This window comes from Prauserella shujinwangii, from assembly GCF_003001955.1.
GTDB classification, from domain to species: domain Bacteria; phylum Actinomycetota; class Actinomycetes; order Mycobacteriales; family Pseudonocardiaceae; genus Qaidamihabitans; species Qaidamihabitans shujinwangii.
Genome location: NZ_PVNH01000003.1, coordinates 125,264 through 152,027 on the forward strand (window position 1 = coordinate 125,264; position 26,764 = coordinate 152,027).

The window sequence follows — 26,764 nt, forward strand, 5'->3', positions numbered from 1 at the left end:
CAAGATCTACCTTCGGGTGGTTCCTCTCTCTACCGTCTGGTCCCACGTTCACCGGAACGGGTAGGAGGAGAAGCCTTGCGGAAGTTGCTGGGAACGAGACGGAGGTCGGTGACCGGGCTCGGGCTCGCCGCCGGAGTCGCCGCCCTGACGGTACTCGGCGGCACCACGCCCGCCGCCGCCCAGGAAGGCACCATTCTCGGCGCCGACGCGCCGGGTGCCATCGAGAACAGTTACATCGTCGTGCTCGAAGACGGGTCCACGGTGGACCGCGTGACCGGCAGGCACGGCGGCCTGGTCAAGCGGATCTTCACCAGGGCGCTCCCGGGCTACGCGGCCACGATGAGCGAGGCGCAGGCCAAACGCGTCGCCGCCGACCCCGCGGTCGCCTACGTCGAGCAGAACCGGCGGATGCGCATCAGCGCCGACCAGGCCAACCCGCCGTCCTGGGGGCTCGACCGCATCGACCAGCGGGACCTGCCGCTGAACCGCAACTACAGCTACTCCTCCTCGGCGGCAGGCGTGACCGCCTACATCATCGACACCGGCGTCATGACCAGCCACTCCGACTTCGGCGGCAGGGCGAAGTCCGGCTACGACTTCGTCGACAACGACGCCACCGCCAACGACTGCAACGGCCACGGCACCCACGTCGCGGGCACGGTCGGCGGTGCCGCGCACGGCGTCGCGAAGGGAGTGAACCTCGTCGGCGTGCGCGTCCTCGACTGCGGCGGCTCCGGCACCTACGACGGCGTGATCGCCGGCATCGACTGGGTCACCCGCAACGCCGCCAAGCCCGCCGTCGCGAACATGAGCCTGGGCGGCAGCGTCTCCACGGCCGTGGACGACGCGGTGCGGCGCTCGATCGCCTCCGGCGTCACGTACGCGCTCGCGGCGGGCAACGACTACGGCGCCAACGCGTGCAACACCTCGCCCGCCCGCACGGCCGAGGCGATCACGGTCGGCTCGACCACCCGCACCGACGCCAGGTCGGGCTTCTCCAACATCGGTTCCTGCCTCGACATCTTCGCGCCCGGCAGCGACATCACCTCGACGTGGATCGGCGGCAACTCCGCCACCAACACCATCAGCGGCACCTCGATGGCGACCCCGCACGTGGCGGGCGCGGCCGCGCTGTACCTGGCGGGCAACCCGTCGGCGACCCCGAAGCAGGTACGGGACGCGCTCGTCGCGAACGGCACGACCGGGAAGGTGAGCAGCCCGGGAAGCGGCTCGCCGAACGTCCTGCTCTACACGGGCAACGGGAGCAGCACCCCGCCCGACGAGCCCGCCGACTGCGCGCCGGTCAGCAACGGCACCAACGTGGACATCCCCGACGCCGGTTCCGCGGTGACCAGCTCGGTGACCGTGAGCGGTTGCGACCGGGCGGCGTCGAGCACGGCCAAGGTCGCGGTGGACATCAAGCACAGCTACCGCGGTGATCTGGTGATCGACCTGGTGGCACCCGACGGGGCCGCGGTGCGGCTGAAGAACTCGGGCAGCGACTCGGCCGACAACGTGATCACGACCTACACCGTGGACGCGTCGAGCAAGGCGGCCAACGGCACCTGGACCCTGCGGGTGCGGGACGTCTACCGCTACGACACCGGCTACATCGACAGCTGGACCTTCACCCCGTAACCCCCGTCTGCCATGAGTGGCCCGTTACTGGCACATTTCGCCAGTAACGGGCCACTCATGGCAGTAGCGGCGGTGGGTTACTGGAAGGCCTTGTCGATGATGGCCTTCTGCTCCACCTCGTGGACCTTCGACGAGCCCGCGGACGGGGCGGCCATCGGCCTGCGGGCCACCACCTGCAGCCCGGCGAACGTCTCCGGCAGCCTGCGCGGCAGGTTGAGCCCGAAGAACGGCCACGCGCCCTGGTTCTCCGGCTCCTCCTGCACCCAGGTGAGCCCCCGGGAGTTCGGGTACCGCTCCACCGCCGCCCTGAGCTTCTTCTTCGGCAGCGGGTAGTACTGCTCGACACGGACGAGCGCGATGTCGTCGATCTCCCGCTTGGTCCGCTCGGCCAGCAGCTCCCAGTACATCTTGCCGGAGGTGAGCAGCACCTTCCGCACCTTGCCCGGGTCGACGCTCTCGTCGTCGATCACCGAGAGGAACTTCGACTGCTCGGTGAAGTCCTCGACCGAGGACTTCACGTTCTTGTCCCTCAGCAGCCGCTTCGGCGTGAACACCACCAGCGGCCGGTTCACGCCGTCGAGGGCGTGCCTGCGGAGCAGGTGGAAGTAGTTCGCCGGGGTGGACGGCATCGACACGGTCATCGAGCCCTCGGCGCACAGCTGCAGGAACCGCTCGATCCGGCCGGAGGTGTGGTCGGGTCCCTGGCCCTCGTGGCCGTGCGGCAGCAGCAGCACGACGTCGGAGAGCTGGCCCCACTTGGCCTCGCCGGACGAGATGTACTCGTCGATCACGGTCTGCGCGCCGTTGACGAAGTCACCGAACTGCGCCTCCCACATCACCAGCGCCTCGGAGTTGGCCACCGAGTAGCCGTACTCGAAGCCCACCGCCGCGTACTCGGACAGCGCCGAGTCGTAGATCATCACGCGGCCCTGGTCGTCGGCGAGGTGCTGCAGCGGGGAGTACTCCTGGCCGGACTTGCGGTCTATCAGCACCGAGTGCCGCTGCGTGAACGTGCCACGCCGGGAGTCCTGCCCGGACAGCCGCACGAGCCTGCCCTCCAGCGCCAGCGAGCCGAACGCCAGCAGCTCGCCGAACGCCCAGTCGATGCCGCCCTCGCGGGACATCTTCGCCCGCCGCTCCAGCACCGGCTTGACCCGCTGGTGCGGCGTGAAGCCCTCGGGCAGCTTGACGAAGGCGTCACCGATGCGCTCGATCACCTCGCGGGAGACGGCCGTCGGCACCTTCGCGGGCACCTGCTGCTCCTCCTCGACCGAGGGGCTCGGCGCGATCGGGTGCTTCTCCAGCTCCCGCACCTCGTTGAACACGTGCTCGAGCTGGCTGGAGAAGTCGCGCAGCGCGGCCTCGGCCTCCTCGACCGAGATGTCGCCCCGGCCGATCAGCGACTCGGTGTAGGTCTTCCGGACGCTGCGCTTGGTGTCGATGATGTCGTACATGGCGGGCTGCGTCATCGACGGGTCGTCGCCCTCGTTGTGGCCGCGGCGGCGGTAGCAGATCATGTCGATCACGACGTCCTTGTTGAACGCCTGCCGGTAGTCCACGGCCAGCCGGGCCACCCAGTACGCCGCCTCGGGGTCGTCACCGTTGACGTGGAAGATCGGCGCGCCGATCATCTTCGCCACGTCGGTGGCGTACTGCGAGGAGCGGGCGTGCTCGGGCGCGGTGGTGAAGCCCACCTGGTTGTTGATGATGACGTGCACGGTGCCGCCGGTGCGGTAGCCGCGCAGCAGTGCGAGGTTGAGCGTCTCGGCGACCACGCCCTGGCCGGCGAACGCGGCGTCGCCGTGCAGCAGCACCGGCAGCACCGAGAAGCCGCCGGACTCCTTCTCGCCCTTGTCGAGGATGTCCTGCTTGGCGCGCACGATGCCCTCGAGCACCGGGTCGACCGTCTCCAGGTGCGACGGGTTGGCCGTCAGCGACACCTTCGTCTCGCCGTCGCCGAACATGCGGAAGTACTTGCCCTCGGCGCCGAGGTGGTACTTCACGTCACCGGAGCCGTGCGCCTGGCCGGGGTCGAGGTTGCCCTCGAACTCCTGGAAGATCTGCGAGATCGGCTTGCCGACGATGTTGGCCAGCACGTTCAGCCTGCCCCGGTGCGGCATGCCGATGACGACCTCGTCGAGCTCGTGCTCGGCGGCCTTGTCCAGGACGGTGTCCAGCAGCGGGATCACCGTCTCGCCGCCCTCCAGCGAGAACCGCTTCTGCCCGACGTACTTGGTCTGCAGGAACGTCTCGAACGCCTCGGCCGCGTTGAGCTTGCTCAGCACGTACTTCTGCACCGAGGGCTCGGGCTTCTCGTGCGGCACCTCGACGCGGTCCTGGATCCAGCGCCGCTCGTCGGGGTCGAGGATGTGCGTGTACTCGACGCCGACCGTGCGGCAGTAGGAGTCGCGCAGCACGCCGAGCACGTCGCGCAGCTTCATCCGCTGCTGGCCCGCGAACCCGCCGACGGCGAACTCGCGGTCGAGGTCCCACAGCGTCAGGCCGTGGGACAGGATGTCGAGGTCCTCGTGCCGCCGCTGCCGGTAGTTCAGCGGGTCGGTGTCGGCCATCAGGTGGCCGCGCATGCGGTAGGCGTCGATGAGCTCGAGCACCCGGGCGGTCTTGTCGATCTCGCCCTCGGGGATGTCCTCGACCCAGCGCACCGGCTCGTACGGCAGGCGCAGCGACGTGAAGATGTCGTCGTAGAAGCCGTCACCGCCGAGCAGCAGCCCGTGGATCCGCTTGAGGAACTCGCCGGACTCGGCGCCCTGGATGATGCGGTGGTCGTAGGTCGAGGTCAGCGTCATGATCTTGCTGACGCCCAGCTTGACGAGCGTCTGCTCGCTGGTGCCCTCGAACGCGGCCGGGTACTGCATCGCGCCGACGCCGATGATCGCGCCCTGGCCCGCCTGCAACCGCGGCACCGAGTGGTTGGTGCCGATGCCGCCCGGGTTGGTCAGCGAGATCGTGGTGCCCGCGAAGTCGTCGGCGGTGAGCTTGTTGTTGCGCGCCTTCCGGACGATGTCCTCGTAGGCCTGCCAGAACTGCAGGAACGACATGTTCTCGCAGTTCTTGATGGAGGCCACGACCAGCGTGCGCTGGCCGTCCTTGCCCTTCATGTCGATGGCGAGGCCGAGGTTGACGTGTTCCGGCGTGACCGCGTGTGGCTTGCCGTCGACCAGCTCGTAGTGCCGGTTCATGTTCGGGAAGTCATGCAGCGCCCGGACCATGGCGTAGCCGATGAGGTGGGTGAACGAGATCTTCCCGCCGCGGGTGCGCCGGAGGTGGTTGTTGATGACGATGCGGTTGTCCGCCATCAGCTTGGCCGGCACGGCGCGCACGCTCGTGGCGGTGGGGACGCTCAGCGAGACGTCCATGTTCTTGGCGATCGCGGCGGACGCCCCGCGCAACGGCTTGCGCTCCGGCTCCTCGGCGGACGGCTTGGTCTCCTGCTTCGCGGCGGGCGCCTGCCTGGCGGGCGCCGCGGGCTTGGGCTCGGCCTTGGGAGTGGGTTGCGCGGGCTGCTGCGCCTGCTGCTTCGGCTGCGCCTGCCGCGGCTGGGCCTGCTCGGCCTGCTCCGCCTGTTCGGTCCGCTGAGCGGACTGCTGGGGACGTTCGGACGCGGACTTCGTGGTGGAGCTCTGCCCGTTGGGCGACGGGGCCCGCTCGGCGGTCGTGTCCGGCTTCTGTCGCGGAGCCTGCGTTGGCTTGAAGTCCGCGAAGAAGTCATGCCATGCGGCGTCTACTGAGGAAGGGTCGGCGAGGAACTGGTCGTACATCTCCTCGACGAGCCATTCGTTGGGGCCGAACTGTGACGCAGGGCTGCTGCTGGACACGGCTTGGACTCGCCTCTATCCGTCTCGATCTGTGTTGTCCGATTACGCGCCTACCAGGCTAACCCCCTCCCGTGAGGCAACGGCAGCGAACTGGGTCAACTGCCGGAACGGCCCTTTGGGATTTGTCACTGAATCGTTACAGCGGTCGATCCAGGTGACCGAGCGGTCGCCTCACCCGCCCTCGCCGAGCCGCCACAGCTTCGCGTAGTGGCCGTCCGCGGCGAGCAGTTCCGCGTGCGTGCCCGTCTCCACCACATGGCCGTGGTCGAGCACCACGATGCGGTCCGCGCGCGCGGCCGTGGCGAGCCGGTGCGCCACGACGAACGTCGTCCGGCGCGCCGCCAGCTGATCGGTCGCCCGCAGCACGGCCGTCTCGGTGGCCGGGTCGAGGGCGGCGGTCGCCTCGTCGAGCAGCAGCACGTCGGGATCCACCAGTTCCGCCCTGGCCAGTGCCACGAGCTGCCGCTGGCCCGCCGACAGTGCCCGGCCGCGCTCGCCGACCTGCTGGTGGAAACCGTGCGGCAGCGCCGCGATGCCCGGCAGCGCGCCCACCGCGCGCACGGCGGCCTCCACCTCGGCGTCGGTCGCCGAGGGCCGCCCGTAGCGCACGTTGTCGGCGACCGTGCCGGAGAACAGGTGCGCCTCCTGCGGTACCACGCCGATCCGGGACCGCAGCCCGGGCAGGTCGTAGTCGCGCACGTCGACCCCGTCGAGGCGGACCGTGCCCGCCGTGGCGTCGTAGAACCGCGCGACCAGCTTCACCACCGTGGACTTCCCCGCGCCCGTCGCCCCCACCAGCGCCACGGTCGTCCCGGCGGGCACGTGCAGGGACACGCCAGCCAGCGCGGGCACGTCCGTGCCGGGATAGGCGAAGTCGACGCCGGTCAGCTCGACCTCGCCGCGCAGCCGCTCCGGTACCGGCACCGGACGCTCCGGCTGCGGCACCGACGTCGGCGTGCGCAGCAGGTCACCGATCCGGCGCAGCCCGACCTTGGCCTGCTGGTAGCCGTCGAACACCGACGACAGCTGCTGCACCGGGGAGAAGAACAGGCCGAGGTACAACACGAACGCCAGCAGCACGCCCGGCGACAGCGTGCCGGCCGCGACCCGGTTGGCGCCCACCACCAGCACGATCGCCTCCGCGACACCGGAGAGCAGGGTGACGAACGGGAAGTACGTCGCCACGTAACGTTGTGCCCGCAGCCGGGTGCGGCGGTAGGCGTCGCTGCGGTCGGCGAACGCCTGCGCCGAGCGTTCCTCCCGCGTGTACGCCTGGGCGACGCGCAGACCGGAGACGTTCTCCTGCATGTCGGCGTTGACGGCGCTGACCCGCTCGCGGGCCTCGGTGTAGGCGGCCGAGGCGAGCCTGCGGAAGATCACCGTGGCCACCAGCAGCACCGGCAGCACGGCCAGCGCGTACAGCGCCAGCCCGGGATCGGTGACGACCAGCGCGCCGCCGATCCCCGCGATCGTGACGACGCTGACCACGGCCGTGGCGAGGCCCGTCTGCAGGAATGACGACAACGCGTCGACATCCGTGGTCATCCGCGTCATGATCCGCCCGGACAGCTCGCGCTCGTAGTAGTCGAGGCCGAGCCGCTGCAGGTGCGCGTAGCTGCGTACCCGGAGCAGGTAGAGCACCGACTCGCCGGAGCGTGCCGTCAGCCGCGTCTGCACGGCGATGACGAGCCAGTCGACGGCGATCACGAGCACGCCGATCGCGGCGGTGAGCAGCACGACCGACGCCGCGCCGGTCCGCACGCCGTCGTCGACGCCCCGCTGGTAGAGCGCGGGCACGGCGATCGTGGCCAGCGCGTCCACCGCGACGAGCGCCACCACCAGCGCGAGCAGGCCCCGCACCGGCCGCAGCAGGCGGGCCAGCCGGAACCGCGGATCCGGCGCGGTCGGGTCCGCGTCGCCGAGCCGGGGCTCGTCCGTGGCGGGCGGCAGCCGCCGCACCCGGTCCAGCAGCTCGGGCGTCGGGGGCAGGTCGAGCGAGGCCCGGCCGCCGGGGCCGCCACCCGGGCTGGCGGCGCGGGCCGCGGAGGGGGAGCGGTGCGCGGCCGACTCGGCGAGTTCGCCCACGTCGTCGCGGGCGCCCTCGTCCGGCCACAGCTCGGGAGTGACGCCCGAGGCGTCGCGCCCGGACTCGTGGTGCCGCCGGACCTGCTCGACATCGTCGCCGGGCCCGGCGAGCAGGTCACGGAACAGCCCGCAGCGCGCGGTCAGCTCGTCCGCGGTGCCGACGTCCACCACCCGGCCTGCGTCCAGGACCGCGATCCGGTCGGCCAGCGCCAGCGTGGAGCGCCGGTGCGCGATCAGGATCGTCGTCCGCGTCCGGGTGACCGCGCGCAGCGTGTCGTGGATCGCCGCCTCGGTCACCGTGTCCACGGCGGACGTGGCGTCGTCGAGCACGAGCACGCGCGGGTCGGTGAGCAGGGCCCTGGCCAGCCCGACACGCTGCCGTTGCCCGCCGGACAGGGTCAGGCCGCGCTCGCCGACGAGCGTGTCGTAGCCGTCGGGCAGCGCCATGATGAAGTCGTGCGCCTCGGCGGCCCTGGCCGCGGCGACCACCTCCTCGTCGCCGGCGTCCGGCCTGCCGTAGGCGATGTTGTCCCGCACCGAGGTGGAGAACAGGAACGCCTCCTCGAACACCACGCCGATGGCGCGGCGGAGGTCGGCCAGGCGCAGCTCCCGGATGTCGGACGAGGCACCGGGAGGTCCGATGTGGACCGAACCCTCGTGCGGATCGTAGAACCGGGGCAGCAGCAGCGAGATCGTGGACTTGCCCGAGCCCGCCGTGCCCACCAGCGCCAGCGTCTCGCCCGGCCGGGCGTGCAGCGACATGCCGTCGAGCACGGGCTCGGACCGCGTGTAGCCGAACCGTACGTTCTCCAGCCGCACCTCCAGCGGGCCGTCCGGCAGCGGCCGCGCGTCCGGCCGCTCACGGACCTCGGGCTGCGCGTCGATGAGCTCGTGCACCCGCTCGGCCCCGGCCCGGGTGAGCTGGGCCTGCACGACGAGGCTCGCCAGCATCCGCGCCGGGCCGATGAGCGCGGAGACGTACGTCGCGAAGGCGAGGAACGTGCCGAGGGTGATCTCCCCGCGCAGCGCCAGGATGCCGCCCGCGGCCAGCACGGCGACCTGACCGGCGGCGGGCAGCGCCGACGTGGTGGCCGTCGGCACCGCGGAAAGGCGCGCCGAGCGCAGCCGCTCCGCGAACAGCCTGCGCGCGGTGGCCGCGAGCCGGTTCACCTCACGCGCCTCCTGCCCGAAGCCCTTCACCACGCGCACGCCGGTGACGGTCTCCTCCACCTGCTGTGCGACGTCCGCCGCCCGCTGCTGCGCCGACCACGTGGCGGGGAAGAGCCTGCGGCGGCTGCTCGCGACCACGATCGCCACGGCGGGCGCCACCACGAGCGCGATCAGCGTGAGCAGCGGCGACAGCCACAGCATCGCCCCGAGCGCGAGGACGGCGTAGATCACCGACCCCGCCGAGAGCGGCACCTGCATGAGCACGCCCGTCACAAGCTGCAGGTCGGTGATCGCGCGGGAGACCACCTGCCCGGTGCGCAGCGAGTCCTGCTTGCCGCCGTCCAGCCGGGACACCGCGCCGAACACCGCGCGCCGCAGGTCGTGCTGGACGTCCAGGGCGAGCCTGCCGCCCACGTAACGCCGGGCGAACGCGCTGCCGAACGCCAGCACCTGCAGCCCGACGAGCCCGGCGGCGAGCCAGCCGAGGTTCGCCGTCCGTCCCGCGACGGCGTCGTCGACGGCCGTCTTCACCAGCAGCGGGGTGGCGGCCTGGAAGCCCACGCCGACCATCGCGGCGCCGAGCGAGAGCAGGACGAGCACGGGGTGCCGCCAGCACGCGGCGGCCAGCCTGCGGATCCAGCCGGCCCGCTGCGGTCCGGTCCCGCCCGTTCCCGGTGGTTCTGCCGTCTGGTCGCGGGTGCGTGCGGGAGCGGTGGTCACGCCCTCCAGGCTATGGCCGGTGCCGACAGGACGCGCCGGGTGCGTGCCTGGTCACCTCTCGTGAGTGTTTTCCGTGGTTAGAACCACGTTTCTCACTCACGAGGGGTGACCCCGCGGTCAGGTGATGTCGCGGCGCTGGTTGGCGGCCCACCCGGCGAGGAAGAACACCATCGTCCAGGCGAGGAAGATCGCCGCCGAGACCCACCAGGCGAAGGCCCCCGGCGCGCCCGCCGTGTACTGCAGCAGCCACTGCAGGTCCTCGTCCAGCTCGCCCGGCACGGAAAGGCCCGCCGCGCCGAACGCCTCCGCGCCGATCGCCCCGACGATGCCGTTCAACGTGCCGTTCGGCAGCACGCCGCCCAGCCACGTGATGTCCAGCCAGCCGAAGCTGACGAACACCAGGACGTTCTCCACGATGAGCATCCAGATGGTGAGCGTGATCACGCTGCCGACCACGCTGTTCCACACCGCGCCGACACCGATGCCGAAGAGGGTGGCCAGCACGGTCGCGAGGATCCCCGCGCCCAGCACGCCGAGCCACTGGCCCGCGGTGGGCAGTCCGCGCTCGTCTACGGTGAGCACCGTGCCCAGGCTCGCGGCGCCGACGATGACCAGGCCGTAGATCGCGCCGAACCCGATGTAGGTGAGCATCTTCGCGGTCAGCGCCGAGCCGCGGTTGGGCGCGGTGAGGAACGTGGTCGTGATCGTCTTCTTGCTGTACTCGCCCGCGAGCGCGAAAACGCCGAAGATGATCGGGAAGATCGTGCCGATGTTCACGCCGTGCGCGAGCGCGAGCAGCCCCACGGGCAGCTCACCGAGCGAGATGCCGAGCAGCCCGGCCAGCTCCCGCGCGTCGGAGCTGCCGAGGTAGTCGTTGAGGTCGTTGGTGATCGCCCCCCAGAACAGGGCGAACGCGAGCGCGAACGCCACCGAGGGGATGAGCAGGATCCACCAGCTCTTCGTGGTGATGATCTTGCGGGACTCCGCCTTCACGAGGTTGCCCATCATGCCTGGCCTCCCCAGCCCTGCTGCTGCCCCTGCGGCTGCTGATAACCCTGCGGCGGTGGCGGATAACCCTGCTGTCCCTGGTACCCGGGGTGCCCCGGCTGCGGCGGCTGGTAGCCGGGCGGCGGTGCCCACGCACCCGGCGGTGGCTGCTGGCCGTACGGTGCCTGGCCCGTGCTGAACTGCCCCGCGGTGAGCTGGAAGAACAGCCGTTCCAGGTCGGCCCTGTCCTCCTGCATCCCGTACACCGCGATACCGGCCTTCGCCGCGAGGTCGCCGATCTCCTTGACCGTGGCGCCGCTCACCGCGACCCGGCCGTCCGGGGTGGGCTCCAGCTGCGTGAAACCGGCTTCCTGCAACGCTTTCACGAGTTCCCCCGCGTCGGCGGGCTGCACCAGCACCCGCGACGTCTGGCTCTGCCGCAGCTGCTCCAGCGGGCCGTAGTACCGGGTCATGCCCGCGCTGATGATCACGACCTGGTCGATCGTCTGCTCCACCTCGGACAGCAGGTGGCTCGACACCAGCACGGTGCGGCCCTGCTGGGCGAACGAACGCAGGAACGAGCGCAGCCACGCGATGCCCTCGGGGTCGAGGCCGTTGGCGGGCTCGTCGAGCACCAGCACCTGCGGGTCGCCGAGCAGGGCGGTCGCCAGCGCCAGCCGCTGCCGCATGCCGAGTGAGTACTCGCCGGCCTTGCGATCGGCGGCCGAGGACAACCCGACGAGCCCGAGCAGTTCGTCGGCCCGCCGGTCGGGCACGCCGATCGCGGACGCGTACACGCGCAGGTGGTTGCGTGCCGTCCGTTTTGGATGGAAGCCCTCGTTCTCCAGCACCGCCCCGACGACGCGGGCGGGGTTGCCCAGCTGGTGGTGCGGCCTGCCGTTGATGGTCGCCGCGCCGGAGGTGGGGGTGACGAGACCGAGCAGCATGCGCAGGGTCGTCGTCTTACCCGCGCCGTTCGGGCCGAGGAAGCCCGTCACCGAGCCCGGCTCCACCGTGAAGCTCAGGTTCTGCACCGCCGCCACCGCACCGAACCGCTTGGTCAAGTTCTGCACCGCGATGCGGCCACTGCCGTCGTGCATGCCGTCCCCGTTCGCCGTGGTGATCCGTACGCCGTGACTCGCGTCATCCTGCCGTACGGCCGCGGTGGACGGGCACGGGGAGGCCGGAGGCCTTGCCGCGCGGCTCCGGCGACGTCGATCACGTTCCGGCGCCGGAACTCTCCCCGGCGATGCCGGGGCGGGCGGCAAACCTTCCCGTGTCACCCGGTCCGCGCCATGGATCCTTGGGAAATCACGAGTCACCGAAGGTCGCCGTGAAGAAGTAATACCTGAGAGTTTCGCCCCCCGGCGGGCGAACCCCGTACCGACGACCTAAGCTGGTACGTGGCGGCCCGCTCCCGGTGACCCCCAGGCTGGTTGAGCGGGCCGCCCCTTCTTGTGCTCGTGGCCGAGATCGACGCTGGGCACTCCCGGATCCGGTGCGATCAGAGGTCGGCGGGCGTGTACTCCAGGCCGTGTGCCAGCGCCACCGGCTCGTTCGTCAGCGCCCCGGCGTGGGTGTTGAGCCCCTTCGCCAGGCTCGGGTTCGCCCGCAGCGCCTTCCGCCAGCCGTGCTCGGCCAGCTGCACCGCGTAGGGCAGCGTCACGTTGGTGAGGCCGTAGGTCGAGGTCCTCGGCACGGCGCCGGGCATGTTCGCGACGCAGTAGAACACCGAGCCGTGTACCTGGTAGGTCGGGTCGTCGTGGGTGGTCGGCCGGGAGTCCGCGAAGCAGCCGCCCTGGTCGATCGAGATGTCGACGAGCACGCTGCCCGGCCGCATCCGCGAGACCAGCTCGTTGGACACGAGTTTCGGCGCCTTCGCGCCCGGCAGCAGCACGGCGCCGACCACGAGGTCGGCGTCCAGGACGGCCTGCTCCAGGGTGTAGGCGTTGGAGGCGATCGTGCGGATCCGGCCCGCGAAGTCGTGGTCGATCTGGCGCAGCCGGTCGACGTTGGTGTCGAGCACCTCGACGTCGGCACCGAGCCCCGCCGCGATCCGGGCGGCGTTCAACCCGGCGACCCCACCGCCGATCACCACGACCTTGGCCGGATGCACGCCCGGCACACCGCTGGGCAGGATGCCCCGGCCGCCGCTCGGCTTCAGCAGCGAGTGCGCGCCGACCTGCGGCGCGAGCCTGCCCGCGACCTCGGACATCGGCGCCAGCAGCGGCAGCGCGCCCGTCTCGGTCTGCACGGTCTCGTAGGCGACGGCCGTCGTCCCCGCGGCCAGCAGGGCCTCGGTCAGCGGCCGGTCCGCGGCCAGGTGCAGGTAGGTGAACAGGACCTGGTCCGCCCGCAGCCGCTCGTACTCGGCGGCGATCGGCTCCTTCACCTTCAGCACCAGCTCGCCCTCGGCCCACGTCTCCTCGGCCGTGGCGAGGATCTTCGCGCCCGCGGAGAGGTACTCCTCGTCGCTGATCGCCGAACCCGCGCCCGCGTCGGTCTCGATGAACACGTCGTGCCCGCGCTGGATCAGCTCGTGCACGCCGGCGGGAGTCAGCGCGACCCGGTACTCGTGCTTCTTGATCTCTCGGGGGACGGCGATACGCACAGCTGCCTCCTGCGGTGTAGTGCGGTGTCGCTGCCCACGGTGAACCACCCGGACGGCGGTGTCATCGTGGCCGCAAAACAATGATGACCGCCGCCGGTGGTGGGCGCAGAACAACGCCTTGACCTCGACTTTGGTGGAGGTCGCAGGCTGTGGGCAGTGGTTCGACCGGGACGAAGGGGGATCCGATGCGGGCGGTGTGGTTGCACGAGTTCGGCGGGCCGGAGGTGCTCGCCGTGGACGGTGCGCCGGACCCGGAGCCGGACGGGGACCAGGTGCTGATCGAGGTGGAGTACGCGGGCGTCACGTTCGTCGAGACGCAGGTGCGTGCCGGCCGGGGGCCGTTCCCGGTCCGGCCGCCGCTCGTCCCGGGCAACGGGGTCGGCGGGGTCGTCACGCGGGTGGGTGCGGGCGCCGACCGCCGGCTCGTCGGCAAGCGGGTGGTCAGCAGCCTGAACGGCTCGGGCGGCTACGCCGAGCGGGCCGTGGCCGACGCGGCGGCGGTCATCGAGGTGCCGCCGGAGGTCGGCCTGGACACCGCCGTGGCGCTGCTCGCCGACGGCCGCACGGCGACGATGCTCGTGCGCGACGCGGGCCTGCGGGCCGGGGACCGGGTGCTGGTCGAGGCGGCGGCGGGCGGTGTCGGCAGCCTGCTCGTGCAGCTCGCGCGGAACGCGGGCGCGCGGGTGGTGGCCGCCGCGGGCGGTGAGCACAAGCTGGAGCTGGCCGCCGAACTCGGTGCCGAGGTGGTGGTGGACTACCGCAAGCCGGACTGGCCCGGTGCCGTCCGGGACGCGATCGGTGGGGTGGACGTGGTCTTCGACGGGGTCGGTGGTGACCTCGCGCGGGCCGCGTTCGACCTGCTCGGCGCGGGTGGCCGGATGCTGAGCTTCGGCCTGGCCAGCGGCGAGTGGGCGGCCATCCCGGAGGACCTCGCCGCCGAGCGCGGGGTCACGCTCGGCGGTGGCCGGGGCGGTACCCCCGCCGAGCTGCGGGAGCTGGCGGCGAGCGCGCTGGCCGAGGCGGCGGCGGGACGGCTGCGGCCGGTCATCGGCCAGCGTTTCCCACTGGCCAGGGTGGCGGACGCGCACGCGGCCATCGAGTCGCGCGCGACCGTGGGCAAGACCCTGCTCGAGGTGAGGTGATGCGGATCGGGGTGGTCCTGCCCGCGTTCGGCACCGAGGGCGTCGGCGCGGTCGGCCCGTACGCGCGGCACGCGGAGGAATGCGGGCTGGAGTCGGTGTGGAAGGGCGACCACCTGATCGCCGCGCGTCCCGTCCTCGACAGCACGCTCGTGCTCACCGCCGCGGCCACCGCGACGGAGCGGATCAGGGTCGGCTTCGGCGTGCTCCTGCCCGCACTGCGGCCGGTGGCGTGGACCGCCAAGCAGATCGCCAGCCTGCAGCACCTCTCCGGGGACCGGGTCCTGCTCGGCGTCGGCACCGGCGGTGCGGTGCACGGCGCGGCGGGCTGGCGGGCGGCCGGGGTGCCGTACGCGGAGCGCGGAGCCCGCACCGACGCGGCGCTGGAACTCCTGCCCGGCCTGATCGCGGGGAAGCCCGTGACCGTCGAGGGGGAGCCGGTCGCGCTCGCCCGGCGCCACCGTGCCGCCCGTGCTCACTGGGGGTGGCGGCAGGGTGGCGCTGCGGCGGGCCGCCCGGTTCGGCGACGAGTGGTACCCCGCGGTCGTGCCGCCGTCGGCGGTGGCGGCGGGGATGCGGGAGCTCGCCGAGCTGGCGGACTCGTACGGCAGGCCGGCGCCGGGCCTGACGGTGGGCGTGAGCACCGGGATGGGGGAGGTGCCCGCCTCCTCTCGACGCGCAGGTGCGGGGTCTCGCCGACTACGGAACGGGCGATCCGCGCGCCGTGGTGGTGACCGGCCCGCCGGAGCGGGTGGCCGGCCGGTACGCGGAGTGGGCCGAGGCCGGTGCGGGCCAGGTGGTGGCGATGCCGTTCGGCGGGGACTGGTTCCGGCAGGTCGAGCTGCTCGGCGAGGTGGCCAGGCTGCTCGGCTGAGGTCCTCCAAGGCCACCTTGGGGGCTCGTTGGGTCAGGACCAGTGGAGGGCGATGAGCTGGGTGAGCAGGGCCAGGCGGACGTCCGGGTCGTCGAGGTCGAGCGGGACCAGGTCGAGCAGCTTCCGCATGCGGTACCGCAGGGTGTTGGGGTGGATGCGCAACGCCCGCGCCGCGGCCCTCGGGTCGCCGGGATGCCGCAGCCACTCGTAGAGCGTGTCGACGTAGCCGGTGGCGTGCGCGGCGTCGTGCGCGCGCAGCTCGCCCAGCGGCCCGAGCTCGGTGACGCGGGCGGTGCCCGCCGCCGTCGCCGCGCGGTGCAGGGCCAGCGCCGTCCACACCTCGTCGAAGCACACGACGCGCCCCGGCAGCACGCCCGACCGCAGCAGCCCGAGCGCCTCCTCGGCCTCGGCCCGGGAGCTGGCGAGCTCACCGAGTGGCCGCGCGCTGCCCGCCGCGGCGCGCAACGCGCCGGTCTCGCGGCCGGACGGCACCTCGTCGAGCGCGGCCCGCAGCTCCGGCCAGCCACCGGGACCGTCCTCGCCGGGCACGATGGCGTACAGCAGGCCGCTCGCCTCCGCGGCGACCGGCCGCCGCCCGATGCCCTGCGAGATCCGTTCGAGCAGGGCCAGCCGCAGGCCCTCACCGTCGAGCGTCTCGCCGCCCGGCGTCTCCACGACGACCACCCGGTGCGGCTCGTCGGTGAGGTCCAGCTCGGCCGCGGCCTTGCGCGGGCCGACCTCGCCCCGCAGCAGCGCCCGCAACAGCTCGGCGGACGCGCGGCGCTGGACATCGGCGTGCGCGCGGCGGCGCAGCAGGTGCAGCGCCACCACGGGTGCGGTGTCGGCGAACGCCGCGGCCCGCTCGTCGGGGACGGGCCCGGACACCACCGCCCACATCGAGCCGAGCAGCTCGCCGCCCATCCGGATCGGCACGATCAGCCGGGGCAGGGTGCCGTCCCGCTGCGCGGGCACGAAGATCGTCTGCCTGCCCCGGGACAGCTCGCGGAACACCCCGCGCGAACGGAACCGGGCGAGCACGTCGTCCGGGATGCGCCTGCCCATGATCGTCGCGACGCGGGCCGGGTCGGTCAGGTCCTGGCGGGCGGAGTAGGCGAGCACCCGCGAGTTGGTGTCCTCGATGGTCACCGGCGCGTCGACCACCGAGGCCACCGCGTCGGCCAGCCGGAACAGGTCGCTCGCGGCGGGGTCGTCTCCGTTCTCCAGGGTGTCGTGCTCGTCGGCGATCGCGTCGAGCACCGTGCGCAGCAGCCACACCAGCTGCGCCCAGGAGGTCGCGGAGTGCACCTCGATGAGCCCGATGCCCGCCGTTCGCGCCGCGCGGCGGATGCCGGGTTTGCTCGCGAGCGGAGGTTTGAGCAGCACCGCGGCGGCGCCGTTTCCCGCGCTGCCGCGGACCAGTTCGGTGGCCTCCCCGGCGTCGGCGACGGCGACCGCGAGCACGAGGTCGCCCGCCGCGACGTGGCCGGGCGATCCCGGCTCGGCGATCACGACGTCGGCGACGGCGGGGCAGTCGTCGGGAACGTGTACCGCGTGCAGCAGGGTCGGCCCCACGCGGTCCACGACTGTGCGCACGGAGACCATCAGACCTCGGGTGGTGTTCGGTCGTCGATGTCCTCGGGCGTGTACTGCTCGCGCTTCGTGGTCAGCGCCCAGCGGTGGCCGAGGGGATCCACCACCCGGCCGTACCGCTCGCCGAAGAACATCTCCTGGATCGGTGCCTCGACCTCGGCACCCGCGAACACGGCGCGGCGGAACAGATCGTCGGGATCGGCCACCTCGAGCGTGAGCAGGGTGGGTGTGCCGCCGAGGGTGGGCGGCGCCAGCGCGCCCAGCTGGGTGATCTCCTGGCTGACCAGCAGCCTGGCGTCTCCGATGGCGACCTCGACGAACAGCACCCTGCCGTCGGGCAGGACGTTGCGGAACAGCTCGGTGGCGCCGAACGCCGTGCGGTAGAAGGCCAGCGCCCGCTCGACGTCGTGCACGAACACGTGGGGCACGAGGCCGAGTGCGCGGCTGGGCCGGTTCATGCGGTTCTCGCCCGCTCGCCGAGCAGCCCCGCCTCGGCGGACTCAGCCGCGAGCCGCTGCAGCAGTGCGGCCTCGCGCCGCGCGACCCGCAGACCAAGGTCGGTGAGGCGGTAGTAGCGGCGGCGTGCGTCGTGCGGCTCGTCCTCCGTCCGGTGTGGAGCCTCCTCCACCAGCCCGTCCGCGCTGAGCCGGGCGAGCGTCCGGTACAGCGTGCCGGGCCCGAGTTGCACGGACCCGCCGGTGACCTCGTCGACGAATCCCATGATCCCGTAGCCGTGGGCGTGGCCGCGCGCGATCGCCAGCAGCACCTGGAAGCCGGCCGGGGTCAGCGGCGGTGAGTTGACCTTGGCCATGCGATGAGCATACGCTCCACCCTCGTTCTATCCATTACGGATATATCGAGATCGGAGCCACGATGGCGATTCGCGGGGTGCACAAGGTGATCGTGGGCGTGCGTGACCAGGAGCGCGCGAAGCGGTTCTGGACGGAGGTGGTGGGCTTCACGGTGACGACCGACGCGCCGTACGGCGACCAGGGTGCCCGCTGGGTGGAGGTGACCTCGCCGGACGGGCAGGCCCTCGTGCTGAGCGAGGCGGAGGACGCCGGGCCCCGGCCGTCCGGGCGGGACGACCTGCCCACGTCCAACGTCTTCTTCCGCGCCGACGACATCGAGCGGACCCATGCGGAACTGGCGGCGAAGGGTGTCGACTTCCCGGATCCGCCGACCAGGCAGCCCTGGGGCTGGTGGGCGACCTTCGTGGACTCCGAGGGCAACCGCTTCGCCCTGCAGCAGGCTCGTGAGTGAGCAACGTTGTTCTCACAACGTCTTTCACTCACGAGTCGGCGACCGCCTCCCTGATCCAGCCGGCGACGGGCAGGCCCCGCTCGACGCACTCCACCGACAGCCGCACCGTCCAGCGCAGTGCCTGCAGCACGAGGCTGTCCACCTCCTCCGGGGCCGCGCTGGCCAGTGCGATCTCCACCTGCTCCTCCGCGGCCTCCGTGTTGCCGTGCACCTCGGCCAGCAGCGTGCGCACCGCCGTCCGCACCGGCGGGTCGGCCTGGTCGATCGAGACCTCCTCGCCCTCGGAGTCGAACACCTGGACCTTCACCGGTGCGGAACCGCCGTCCCCCAGCGTGGCGACCATGGCGCTGCATTCGGCGAACAGCAGCAGCATCAGCTCCCGCGTCTCGGTCAGGCGCTGCTCCGGGGTCGTGGGCGCCAGCACGTCGAGCGCCTCGGCGTCGTCGCCGAGACGCATGGCGATCAGCGCTCGTTGCGCCTTTCCGACGAGCCCGCCGTGCTCGTCCTCGCTGCGGTCTGCCTGCACGGTGCCCATCCAACACCAGGGAGGCCGGAAGTGCTGCCGCCCGGCAGGGTGAGGGCGAGATCACTCAAGCGGCGTGGAGCGCCCCGAGCGCGAGCCGTTCCAGCAGCGCGGCCTGCTGGTCGTCGGGCAGGTGCCTGCTGTGCGGGGTGGAGTTGATCAGGCCGAACACGGCGTGCGCGGCCGAGCGGGCGTGTGCCTGGTCGAGTCCGGGCACGGCGGCCCGGATCACCCGCACCCACACCTCGACGTAGCGCCGCTGCAGCGCCCGTACCTGCCTGCGGTCGGTGTCGGCGAGGTTGGCGAGGCTGCGCTCCTGCACGGTGATCAGCGCGGGGTGCGTGAGCGCGAAGTCGACGTGGAACCGCACGAGCGCGGCCAGCACCTCGTCGGCGTCGCCGTCGCGCTCGGCGTGCGCCTCGCCGCCGTCGAGCAGGTAGCGGCTGATCGACGTGAGCATCTCGCCGAGCATCGCGTCCTTGCTGCGGAAGTGCCGGTAGAGCGCGGGGCCGGAGATGCCCACCGCGGCGCCGATGTCGTCGATGCCGACCCCGTGGAAGCCGTGCTGGGCGAACAGCTCCGCCGCGGCGGTCAGGATCTGCTCGCGCCTGCCCGCCTTCTCTCCGCTGACGAGTGGGGTGGTGGGGGTCGACGACACGCCGCCATTCTAGAGGCCGGAGGTTAGCGAGCGCTAACAAGACGTTCGACCTGGTCCGGTCGGGTCATGTCCGCTTCACACCCTTTTTACGTCGACTGCTGGCCTGGTACAGACATTTCAGGTCAACAGCCAACAAAGGGGACGGCCATGACACGACCGGTACTCCGCTTCCTCGCCACGATCCTGGCCGTCTCGCTGGTGCCGCTGGTCGGTGCCGCCTCGGCCGCCGCCACGACCGTCACCAGCGCCGCCGTCAACTACGTCGCCCTCGGCGACTCCTACTCCTCGGGGGTCGGCGCCGGGGAGTACCTCGACTCCAGCGGCTGCCGCCGCAGCGCCAACGCCTACCCGAAGCTGTGGGCGGACTCCCACGGAGTCTCCTCGTTCCGGTTCGTCGCGTGCTCCGGAGCGCGCACCGCCGACGTCGTCCAGCAGGCGGCGGTGATGGACGCGAGCACGACCTTCGCCACCGTGTCGGTCGGTGGCAACGACGCCGGCTTCGCCGACGTGATGACCGACTGCACCCTCGGCGGCGACCAGTACTGCGTGAACCGGGTCGAGGAGGCGAAGGCCTTCGCGCGGAACTCGCTGCCCGCCCGGCTGGACAACGTGTACGCGACGATGCGGGCCGAGGCGCCCAACGCCGAGATCGTCGTGCTCGGGTACCCGCGCTTCTACCAGCTCGGCGGTTCCTGCCGGGCCGGGCTGAGCGAGACCAAGCGCGCGGCCATCAACTCCGGCGCCGACACGCTCGCGCAGGTCACCGCGCAACGGGCCGCCGCGGCGGGCTTCACGTTCGTGGACGTCCGGGGGGCGTTCACCGGTCACGAGATCTGTTCGAGCGACTGGTGGCTGCACAGCCTCACCTGGCCGGTCGAGAACTCCTACCATCCCAATGTCAAGGGGCAGTCGCTCGGCTACCTGCCCGCGCTGAAGGCCGTCACCGGCTGAGCGGCCGCCCTCACCGCCACTGGACAGCCAGGTTAGCCACCGCTAACATCTCGCCAGGTGTTAACGGCTGCTAACCTGGCTGTGTGCCCGCGCGGAGAACGAGGGAGGCCATGGACGCACCGGTGCTGACCAGTTCGGTCGACACGCACAGCGAGGCGTACGCCCGGAACGTGAGCGCGCACGCCGAACTGGTGGAGGATCTGCGCAAGCGGTTGGCCGCCGCCAGGCTCGGCGGCCCAGAGAAGGCGCGTGCCCGCCATGTGGAACGCGGCAAGCTGCTGCCGCGCGACCGCGTGGACGCGCTGCTGGACCCGGGCTCGCCGTTCCTCGAGCTCTCGCCGCTGGCCGCGACCGGCCTCTACGACGACGAGGCGCCCTCGGCGGGCATCATCACCGGCATCGGCCGGATCTCCGGCCGGGAGTGCGTGATCGTCGCCAACGACGCCACGGTCAAGGGCGGCACCTACTACCCGATGACCGTCAAGAAGCACCTCCGCGCGCAGGAGGTCGCCCTGCACAACAACCTCCCGTGCGTGTACCTCGTCGACTCCGGCGGCGCGTTCCTGCCCCGGCAGGACGAGGTCTTCCCCGACCGGGAGCACTTCGGGCGCATCTTCTACAACCAGGCCACGATGTCGGCGCGCGGCATCGCGCAGATCGCGGCGGTGCTCGGTTCGTGCACCGCGGGCGGCGCGTACGTGCCCGCGATGAGCGACGAGGCCGTGATCGTGCGCAACCAGGGCACGATCTTCCTCGGTGGCCCGCCGCTGGTGAAGGCGGCCACGGGCGAGGTCGTCACCGCCGAGGAGCTCGGCGGCGGCGACGTGCACGCGCGCTCGTCCGGGGTCACCGACCACCTCGCCGCCGACGACGCCGACGCGCTGCGCCGCGTTCGGTCCATCGTCTCCACGCTGGGCCCGCGCGAGCCGAGGCCGTGGGAGGTCGTGCCCACCGAGGAGCCCGCCCTCGACCCGCGCGAGCTTCACGGCGTCGTGCCCACCGACCCGCGCACCCCCTACGACGTGCGCGAGGTCATCGCGCGGATCGTCGACGGCAGCCGGTTCGGCGAGTTCAAGAAGGAGTACGGGACCACGCTGGTCACCGGCTTCGCGCGGATCCACGGCCATCCGGTGGGCATCGTCGCCAACAACGGCGTGCTGTTCGCCGAGTCGGCGATGAAGGGCGCCCACTTCATCGAGCTGTGCGACCGGCGCTCCATCCCGCTGCTGTTCCTGCAGAACATCACCGGCTTCATGGTCGGGAAGGACTACGAGGCGGGCGGCATCGCCAAGCACGGCGCGAAGATGGTGACCGCCGTGGCCTGCGCGCGGGTGCCGAAGCTGACCGTGATCATCGGCGGGTCGTTCGGCGCGGGCAACTACTCGATGTGCGGGCGGGCCTACTCGCCCCGGTTCCTCTGGATGTGGCCCAACGCCCGCATCTCCGTGATGGGTGGCGAGCAGGCGGCCTCCGTGCTGGCGACCGTGCGCCGGGACGCCTTCGAGGCCAGGGGCGAGGAGTGGCCCGCCGAGGACGAGGAGAGGTTCAAGGAGCCGATCCGGGAGCAGTACGAGCGGCAGGGCAGCCCGTACTACTCCACGGCCCGGCTGTGGGACGACGGCGTGATCGACCCGGCCGACACCCGCACGGTCGTGGGGCTCGCGCTGTCGGCGGCGGCCAACGCGCCGCTCGAGCCCGTCGGTTACGGCGTCTTCCGGATGTGAGGCTTGCGCATGTTCGACACCGTTCTGGTCGCCAACCGGGGTGAGATCGCGGTCCGGGTCATCGGCACGCTGCGCCGCATGGGCATCCGCTCGGTCGCCGTCTACAGCGACGCCGACGCGCGGGCCCGGCACGTGCGGGAGGCGGACACGGCGGTCCGCATCGGACCGGCCGAGGCCGCCCGCAGCTACCTGTCCATTCCGGACATCGTGCGCGCCGCTGTGGACACCGGCGCGCAGGCCGTGCACCCCGGCTACGGTTTCCTCGCGGAGAACGCCGAGTTCGCCCGCGCCTGCGCCGAGGCGGGGCTGGTGTTCATCGGCCCGCCCGTCGCGGCCATCGAGGCGATGGGCGACAAGATCCGCGCCAAGGCGACGGTCTCCGCGGCCGGGGTTCCGGTCGTGCCCGGAAAGTCCGATGTGGACGACTTCGCGCGGGCCGCCGAGGAGGTCGGCTACCCGGTGCTGCTCAAGCCGTCCGCGGGCGGTGGCGGCAAGGGCATGCGACTGGTGCACGAGCCCGGTGAGCTGGCCGCCGCGGTGGAGTCGGCTCAGCGCGAGGCGCGGGGCGCGTTCGGCGACGACCGGCTGCTCGTGGAGCGCTTCGTCACCGGTCCCCGGCACATCGAGATCCAGGTGCTCGCCGACACGCACGGCAACGTCATCCACCTCGGCGAGCGCGAGTGCAGCCTGCAGCGCAGGCACCAGAAGATCATCGAGGAGGCACCGTCGGCGTTGCTCGACGAGGAGACGCGGGCTCGTATGGGCGCCTCGGCGGCCGAGGCCGCGCGGTCGGTCGGCTACGTGGGCGCGGGCACGGTCGAGTTCATCGTGTCGGCACACCGGCCGGACGAGTTCTTCTTCCTGGAGATGAACACGCGGCTGCAGGTCGAGCACCCGGTCACGGAACTGGTGACCGGAATCGACCTCGTCGAGTGGCAGCTCCGGGTCGCCGCGGGCGAACCGCTCGCGGTGGCGCAGGAGGACGTGCGGCTCGACGGACACGCGGCGGAGGCGCGCGTCTACTCGGAGGACCCGGCCCGCGGCTTCGTGCCCACCGGCGGCACGGTGCTGGACCTCGCCGAGCCGGCGGGCGCCGGGGTGCGGGTCGACTCCGGCATCCGGCGCGGCACCGTGGTCGGCTCCCACTACGACCCGATGCTGGCGAAGGTCATCGCATGGGGTCCCGACCGTGCCTCGGCGCTGCACCGGCTCGATCGCGCGCTCGCCGGGACCGCCGTGCTCGGCGTGCACACCAACGTGCCGTTCCTGCGCGCGCTCGTCCGCGACCCCGACGTGCGCGCGGGCCGGCTCGACACCGGGCTCGTCGAGCGCAAGGTCGGCGACCTGGTCTCCGGGGAGGTGCCCGCGGAGTTCTTCGTCGCCGCCGCGCTCGACCGGCTGCTGTCACTGCAGCCCGCCGGGCCCGTCGTCGACCCGTGGGACGTGCCCGGCGGCTGGCGCCTCGGCGCGCGCGGCAACGTCGCGTTCCGCCTGCGCGCGGGCGAGGCGGAGTCGCTCGTGCGGATCGAGGGGCTCCCGGCCGACGCGCTGGTGAGCGTGGACGGTGCCGAGCCGGTCGCGGCCTCGGCCGAGCGCACCGGCGCGGAACTGGCCGTGCGCAGTGGAGATCAGGTGCTGCGCTACCGGCGCGCCGAGGCGCCCGACGGCACGCTGTGGCTGGCGCGGGAAGGCCGCGCCGTCGCCATCGGCGAGCGGCCCAACCTGCTCGCCACCCACGCCGAGAGCGCGGAGGCGGGCCCGGTCACCAGCCCGATGCCCGGCACGGTGCTGGTGGTCAAGGCGGCCCGCGGTGACGTCGTCTCGGCAGGCACCCCGCTGCTGGTCGTCGAGGCCATGAAGATGGAGCACACCATCACCGCGCCGGTCGACGGCGTCGTCACCGAACTGCACGTCCAGGCAGGCCAACAGGTCGCGCTGGACGAGCCACTGGCCCTGGTCACCCCGGAGGAGCACAACTCATGATCGACTTCAGACTCGGCGACGAGTACGAGGCACTGCGCAAGACCGTGCGGGACTTCGCGCAGTCCGAGGTCGCGCCCGTCATCGGCGAGTACTACGAGCGGGAGGAGTTCCCGTACGACCTGGTCGCGACGATGGGCCGGATGGGCCTGTTCGGCCTGCCCTTCCCCGAGGAGCACGGCGGCATGGGCGGCGACTACTTCGCGCTCTGCCTCGCGCTGGAGGAGCTGGCGCGGGTCGACTCCTCGGTGGCGATCACGCTGGAGGCGGGGGTGTCGCTGGGCGCGATGCCGATCCACCGGTTCGGCAGCGAGGAGCAGAAGCGGGAGTGGCTGCCCGCGCTCTGCACAGGGGAGGCGCTCGGCGCGTTCGGGCTCACCGAGCCCGGCGGCGGCTCCGACGCGGGAGCCACGCGGACCACGGCGCGGCTCGACGGGGGACAGTGGGTGATCAACGGCAGCAAGGCGTTCATCACCAACTCGGGCACCGACATCACCCGGCTCGTCACGGTCACGGCGGTGACCGGGCAGCAGCCCGACGGGCGCAAGGAGATCTCCACGATCATCGTGCCGTCCGGCACGCCGGGGTTCACGGTGGCGCCGAAGTACTCGAAGGTCGGCTGGAACGCCTCGGACACGCACGAGCTGGCGTTCGACGACTGCCGGGTGCCCGAGGCCAACCTGCTGGGCGAGCGGGGCCGCGGCTACGCGCAGTTCCTGTCCATCCTGGACGAGGGGCGGATCGCCATCGCGGCGCTCAGCGTGGGACTCGCGCAGGGCTGCGTCGACGAGTGCGTGCGCTACGTGGGTGAGCGCGAGGCGTTCGGCCAGAAGATCGGCACCTACCAGGCGATCCAGTTCAAGATCGCGGACATGGAGAGCCGTGCGCACACGGCGCGGCTGGCGTACTACCAGGCGGCGGCGAAGATGCTGCGCGGCGAGCCGTTCAAGAAGGAGGCGGCCATCGCGAAGCTGGTGTCGTCCAACGCCGCGATGGACAACGCGCGCGAGGCCACCCAGATCTTCGGCGGCTACGGCTTCATGAACGAGTTCCCGGTGGGCCGCTTCTACCGTGACGCGAAGATCCTGGAGATCGGCGAGGGCACCAGCGAGGTGCAGCGGATGCTGATCGCCCGCGAGCTGGGCTTGCCCTAGCTCACCCGTTGGCAGTGAAGGCCACCTTCAGTGCGTTGAACGCAGTGAAGGTGGCCTTCACTGCTCGTGGCACCTGTGATAAGAATACCGGTATAGTTATCCGGTATCAGGTAGGTGCTTCGTGATCGAACTCAAGAGTCCCGGCGAGATCGACGCCATGCGGGTGGCGGGCAAGGTGGTCGCCACGGCGCTGCGGGCCGTGCGCGAGGGCGCGGCGGTGGGCACGTCGCTGCGTGAGCTCGACGAGATCGCGGCGAGCGTACTCGCCGACGCGGGGGCGGGCTCGCCCTTCCTGCACTATCACCCGGGGTTCGCGCCGAGCCCGTTCCCCGCGGTCCTGTGCACCAGCGTGAACGACGCGGTGGTGCACGGCGTCCCCACGAACTACCGGCTGCGCGACGGTGACCTGCTCAGCATCGACTTCGGTGCCGAGGTCGACGGCTGGCACGGGGACGCGGCGACGAGCTTCGTCGTGGGGACCGCCGACCCGGGTGATCTCGACCTCATCGCCACCACCGAGCGGGCGCTGGCCGCCGGCATCGAGGCGGCCAGGCCGGGCAACCGGCTCGGCGACATCGGGCACGCCATCGGCGGCGTCGGCCGCGCCGCGGGATACGGCATGCTCGCCGACCACGGCGGCCACGGGATCGGCCGGGCCATGCACGAGGCGCCGAGCGTGCCCAACGAGGGGCGGCCGGGCCGGGGGCTGCGGCTGCGACCCGGGATGGTGATCGCCATCGAACCCATGCTCATCGCGGGTGGCGGCGACTCCTACCGCGTGGCGGCCGACGGCTGGACGTTGCACACCGTCGACGGCAGCCGGGCCGCGCACGCCGAGCACACCGTCGCGATCACCGCCGACGGGCCGAGGATCCTCACGACCGAGTGACATCGCGGGGTCTGGCGTCTCGCGCCGATCCGGGGCACCATAGGCTTAGTTGGCGTATTGCCAATACGGATCGTCATCGTCGACGAGAGGAGCCCCGGCATGGGCAGGCAGCCGCGGTCGTTGCGAGGCAAGGTCGTCGTGATCACGGGAGGCGCGCAGGGGATCGGCGCCGCGACGGCGGAGACGCTGGTCCGGCACGGGGCCCGCGTGGCCATCGGGGACCTCGACCTCGTCCGTGCCGAGAAGACGGCGGGTGAGCTGGGCGGGGACACCCTGGCCCTGCGGCTCGACGTCACCGACACCGACGCGTTCAGCGCGTTCCTGGACGAGGTGGAGCGGAGGCTGGGGCCGGTCGACGTCCTGATCAACAACGCGGGGATCATGCCGCTGTCCCCGCTCGACGAGGAGGACGACTCGTCGACCCGGCGGCAGCTGGAGATCAACCTGCACGCCGTCATCCACGGCACGCGCGAAGCCATGCGCCGCATGCGCCCGCGCGGCAGCGGGCACATCGTCAACGTCGCGTCGATGGCGGGCAAGGCCGGGTTCCCCGGCGCGGCCACCTACTGCGCCACCAAGCACGGCGTCGTCGGGCTGTCCGAGTCCGTGCACCTGGAACTGCGAGGCAGCGGCGTCGACGTCTCGTGCGTGATGCCCGCCGTCGTGCGGACGGAGCTGGCGAGCGGCCTCGGTGAGGCCAGGATGATCAAGTCGGTGCGGCCGGAGGACGTCGCGGCCGCCATCGTGCACGCGCTCGAACACCCGCGCTTCGACGTGTACGTGCCGAAGTCGCTCGATGCCACCAACCGCATCACGCGGCTGTTCCCGCGCAAGGCGTCCGAGTGGGTGATGCGGGCGCTCGGCGGCGACCAGCTGCTCGCCTCCGCCGCCCACTCGCCCGCCCGCGCCGAGTACGAGGCGCGAGCCGCCGAGAGCGCTCCGGGGGCGAACCGGTCACAGACCGGTTGAGCC

20 protein-coding genes and 1 pseudogene are annotated in these 26,764 nt (G+C 72.0%); 11 read left to right on the forward strand and 10 right to left on the reverse strand.

What is annotated here, in order from left to right; translation table 11 throughout:
* Positions 1 to 75 precede the first annotated feature (75 nt).
* Positions 76 to 1,638 carry a S8 family peptidase gene (locus tag B0I33_RS07300; protein ID WP_106177810.1) on the forward strand — a complete coding sequence of 521 codons (1,563 nt, stop codon included), beginning with the start codon at positions 76 to 78 and terminating at the stop codon, positions 1,636 to 1,638.
* A 77-nt stretch (positions 1,639 to 1,715) separates the two neighbouring features.
* Here the strand turns inward: B0I33_RS07300 and B0I33_RS07305 are convergent, their stop codons facing one another.
* The 5 genes from B0I33_RS07305 to ald all read right to left on the reverse strand — a co-directional run bounded on the left by B0I33_RS07305 (position 1,716) and on the right by ald (position 13,047).
* Positions 1,716 to 5,474: a multifunctional oxoglutarate decarboxylase/oxoglutarate dehydrogenase thiamine pyrophosphate-binding subunit/dihydrolipoyllysine-residue succinyltransferase subunit gene (locus tag B0I33_RS07305; protein WP_106177811.1), complete on the reverse strand. Its 3,759-nt coding sequence runs from the start codon at positions 5,472 to 5,474 to the stop codon at positions 1,716 to 1,718.
* A gap of 171 nt (positions 5,475 to 5,645) precedes the next feature.
* Complete coding sequence (locus tag B0I33_RS07310; protein ID WP_106177812.1) at positions 5,646 to 9,449, reverse strand: ABC transporter ATP-binding protein; 3,804 nt, start codon at positions 9,447 to 9,449, stop codon at positions 5,646 to 5,648.
* 117 nt (positions 9,450 to 9,566) lie between these two features.
* Positions 9,567 to 10,454 (reverse strand): ABC transporter permease subunit, encoded by an 888-nt coding sequence (locus B0I33_RS07315; protein ID WP_106177813.1) that lies wholly within the window; start codon positions 10,452 to 10,454, stop codon positions 9,567 to 9,569.
* Positions 10,454 to 11,536, reverse strand: coding sequence for an ABC transporter ATP-binding protein (locus tag B0I33_RS07320; RefSeq protein ID WP_106177814.1), 1,083 nt, complete (start codon positions 11,534 to 11,536; stop codon positions 10,454 to 10,456). Before B0I33_RS07320 ends, B0I33_RS07315 begins: the two co-directional genes overlap by 1 nt.
* Positions 11,537 to 11,940: 404 nt before the next feature.
* Positions 11,941 to 13,047, reverse strand: coding sequence for an alanine dehydrogenase (ald, locus tag B0I33_RS07325; protein ID WP_106177815.1), 1,107 nt, complete (start codon positions 13,045 to 13,047; stop codon positions 11,941 to 11,943).
* 185 nt (positions 13,048 to 13,232) lie between these two features.
* Between ald and B0I33_RS07330 the strand changes: the two genes are divergently transcribed.
* From B0I33_RS07330 to B0I33_RS30360, 3 genes and pseudogenes are all read left to right on the forward strand, one after another.
* A complete protein-coding gene (locus B0I33_RS07330; protein ID WP_106177816.1) occupies positions 13,233 to 14,189 on the forward strand; it encodes a zinc-binding dehydrogenase in 957 nt (318 codons plus the stop codon).
* Positions 14,189 to 14,768 (forward strand): annotated as a pseudogene (locus B0I33_RS07335) (LLM class flavin-dependent oxidoreductase); the annotation flags it as partial. The gene B0I33_RS07330 and the pseudogene B0I33_RS07335, both read left to right, overlap by 1 nt.
* 142 nt (positions 14,769 to 14,910) lie before the next feature.
* Entirely contained in the window at positions 14,911 to 15,060 is a 150-nt protein-coding gene (locus B0I33_RS30360; protein ID WP_245900559.1) for a hypothetical protein, read from the forward strand.
* Positions 15,061 to 15,093: 33 nt separating this feature from the next.
* Here B0I33_RS30360 and B0I33_RS07340 read toward each other — a convergent pair whose 3' ends face one another.
* The 3 genes from B0I33_RS07340 to B0I33_RS07350 are packed head-to-tail and all read right to left on the reverse strand — an operon-like array spanning position 15,094 to position 17,461.
* Positions 15,094 to 16,662 carry a PucR family transcriptional regulator gene (locus B0I33_RS07340; protein WP_106177817.1) on the reverse strand — a complete coding sequence of 523 codons (1,569 nt, stop codon included), beginning with the start codon at positions 16,660 to 16,662 and terminating at the stop codon, positions 15,094 to 15,096.
* Positions 16,662 to 17,108: a VOC family protein gene (locus B0I33_RS07345; RefSeq protein ID WP_106177818.1), complete on the reverse strand. Its 447-nt coding sequence runs from the start codon at positions 17,106 to 17,108 to the stop codon at positions 16,662 to 16,664. The genes B0I33_RS07340 and B0I33_RS07345 overlap by 1 nt, the downstream gene beginning before the upstream one ends.
* Entirely contained in the window at positions 17,105 to 17,461 is a 357-nt protein-coding gene (locus tag B0I33_RS07350; protein ID WP_106177819.1) for a PadR family transcriptional regulator, read from the reverse strand. The genes B0I33_RS07345 and B0I33_RS07350 overlap by 4 nt, the downstream gene beginning before the upstream one ends.
* A 62-nt stretch (positions 17,462 to 17,523) precedes the next feature.
* Between B0I33_RS07350 and B0I33_RS07355 the strand changes: the two genes are divergently transcribed.
* Positions 17,524 to 17,913, forward strand: a complete 390-nt coding sequence (locus tag B0I33_RS07355; RefSeq protein ID WP_106177820.1) for a glyoxalase superfamily protein — start codon at positions 17,524 to 17,526, stop codon at positions 17,911 to 17,913.
* A gap of 28 nt (positions 17,914 to 17,941) precedes the next feature.
* On the opposite strand, the gene B0I33_RS07360 is transcribed toward B0I33_RS07355, so the two are convergent.
* Positions 17,942 to 18,448 (reverse strand): hypothetical protein, encoded by a 507-nt coding sequence (locus tag B0I33_RS07360; protein ID WP_106177821.1) that lies wholly within the window; start codon positions 18,446 to 18,448, stop codon positions 17,942 to 17,944.
* A 55-nt stretch (positions 18,449 to 18,503) separates the two neighbouring features.
* Positions 18,504 to 19,094: an SACE_7040 family transcriptional regulator gene (locus B0I33_RS07365; RefSeq protein ID WP_106177822.1), complete on the reverse strand. Its 591-nt coding sequence runs from the start codon at positions 19,092 to 19,094 to the stop codon at positions 18,504 to 18,506.
* A gap of 147 nt (positions 19,095 to 19,241) precedes the next feature.
* Here B0I33_RS07365 and B0I33_RS07370 point away from each other — a divergent pair, with 147 nt between their 5' ends.
* The 6 genes from B0I33_RS07370 (at position 19,242) to B0I33_RS07395 (ending at position 26,761) form a co-directional block, all read left to right on the forward strand.
* The gene (locus B0I33_RS07370; protein WP_106177823.1) at positions 19,242 to 20,045 is read left to right on the forward strand and encodes an SGNH/GDSL hydrolase family protein; all 804 of its coding nucleotides are present in this window, start codon (positions 19,242 to 19,244) and stop codon (positions 20,043 to 20,045) included.
* Positions 20,046 to 20,155: 110 nt separating this feature from the next.
* Complete coding sequence (locus B0I33_RS07375; RefSeq protein ID WP_106177824.1) at positions 20,156 to 21,769, forward strand: carboxyl transferase domain-containing protein; 1,614 nt, start codon at positions 20,156 to 20,158, stop codon at positions 21,767 to 21,769.
* Positions 21,770 to 21,778: 9 nt separating this feature from the next.
* Positions 21,779 to 23,752, forward strand: coding sequence for an acetyl/propionyl/methylcrotonyl-CoA carboxylase subunit alpha (locus B0I33_RS07380; RefSeq protein ID WP_106177825.1), 1,974 nt, complete (start codon positions 21,779 to 21,781; stop codon positions 23,750 to 23,752).
* Positions 23,749 to 24,903, forward strand: a complete 1,155-nt coding sequence (locus B0I33_RS07385; RefSeq protein WP_106177826.1) for an acyl-CoA dehydrogenase family protein — start codon at positions 23,749 to 23,751, stop codon at positions 24,901 to 24,903. The genes B0I33_RS07380 and B0I33_RS07385 overlap by 4 nt, the downstream gene beginning before the upstream one ends.
* A gap of 121 nt (positions 24,904 to 25,024) precedes the next feature.
* Positions 25,025 to 25,792, forward strand: coding sequence for a type I methionyl aminopeptidase (map, locus tag B0I33_RS07390; RefSeq protein WP_106177827.1), 768 nt, complete (start codon positions 25,025 to 25,027; stop codon positions 25,790 to 25,792).
* A 99-nt stretch (positions 25,793 to 25,891) separates the two neighbouring features.
* Positions 25,892 to 26,761 (forward strand): SDR family oxidoreductase, encoded by an 870-nt coding sequence (locus B0I33_RS07395; protein ID WP_106177828.1) that lies wholly within the window; start codon positions 25,892 to 25,894, stop codon positions 26,759 to 26,761.
* Positions 26,762 to 26,764 lie beyond the last annotated feature (3 nt).

Bases quoted from the DNA above. Each gene is read 5' to 3' on its own strand.
- B0I33_RS07315 (WP_106177813.1), bottom strand. From the start codon at position 10,454: ATGGGCAACCTCGTGAAGGCGGAGTCCCGCAAGATCATCACCACGAAG.
- B0I33_RS07320 (WP_106177814.1), bottom strand. From the start codon at position 11,536: ATGCACGACGGCAGTGGCCGCATCGCGGTGCAGAACTTGACCAAGCGG.
- B0I33_RS07330 (WP_106177816.1), top strand. From the start codon at position 13,233: ATGCGGGCGGTGTGGTTGCACGAGTTCGGCGGGCCGGAGGTGCTCGCC.
- B0I33_RS07340 (WP_106177817.1), bottom strand. From the start codon at position 16,662: ATGGTCTCCGTGCGCACAGTCGTGGACCGCGTGGGGCCGACCCTGCTG.
- B0I33_RS07345 (WP_106177818.1), bottom strand. From the start codon at position 17,108: ATGAACCGGCCCAGCCGCGCACTCGGCCTCGTGCCCCACGTGTTCGTG.
- B0I33_RS07350 (WP_106177819.1), bottom strand. From the start codon at position 17,461: ATGGCCAAGGTCAACTCACCGCCGCTGACCCCGGCCGGCTTCCAGGTG.
- B0I33_RS07355 (WP_106177820.1), top strand. From the start codon at position 17,524: ATGGCGATTCGCGGGGTGCACAAGGTGATCGTGGGCGTGCGTGACCAG.
- B0I33_RS07360 (WP_106177821.1), bottom strand. From the start codon at position 18,448: ATGGGCACCGTGCAGGCAGACCGCAGCGAGGACGAGCACGGCGGGCTC.
- B0I33_RS07370 (WP_106177823.1), top strand. From the start codon at position 19,242: ATGACACGACCGGTACTCCGCTTCCTCGCCACGATCCTGGCCGTCTCG.
- B0I33_RS07375 (WP_106177824.1), top strand. From the start codon at position 20,156: ATGGACGCACCGGTGCTGACCAGTTCGGTCGACACGCACAGCGAGGCG.
- B0I33_RS07380 (WP_106177825.1), top strand. From the start codon at position 21,779: ATGTTCGACACCGTTCTGGTCGCCAACCGGGGTGAGATCGCGGTCCGG.
- B0I33_RS07385 (WP_106177826.1), top strand. From the start codon at position 23,749: ATGATCGACTTCAGACTCGGCGACGAGTACGAGGCACTGCGCAAGACC.
- B0I33_RS07395 (WP_106177828.1), top strand. From the start codon at position 25,892: ATGGGCAGGCAGCCGCGGTCGTTGCGAGGCAAGGTCGTCGTGATCACG.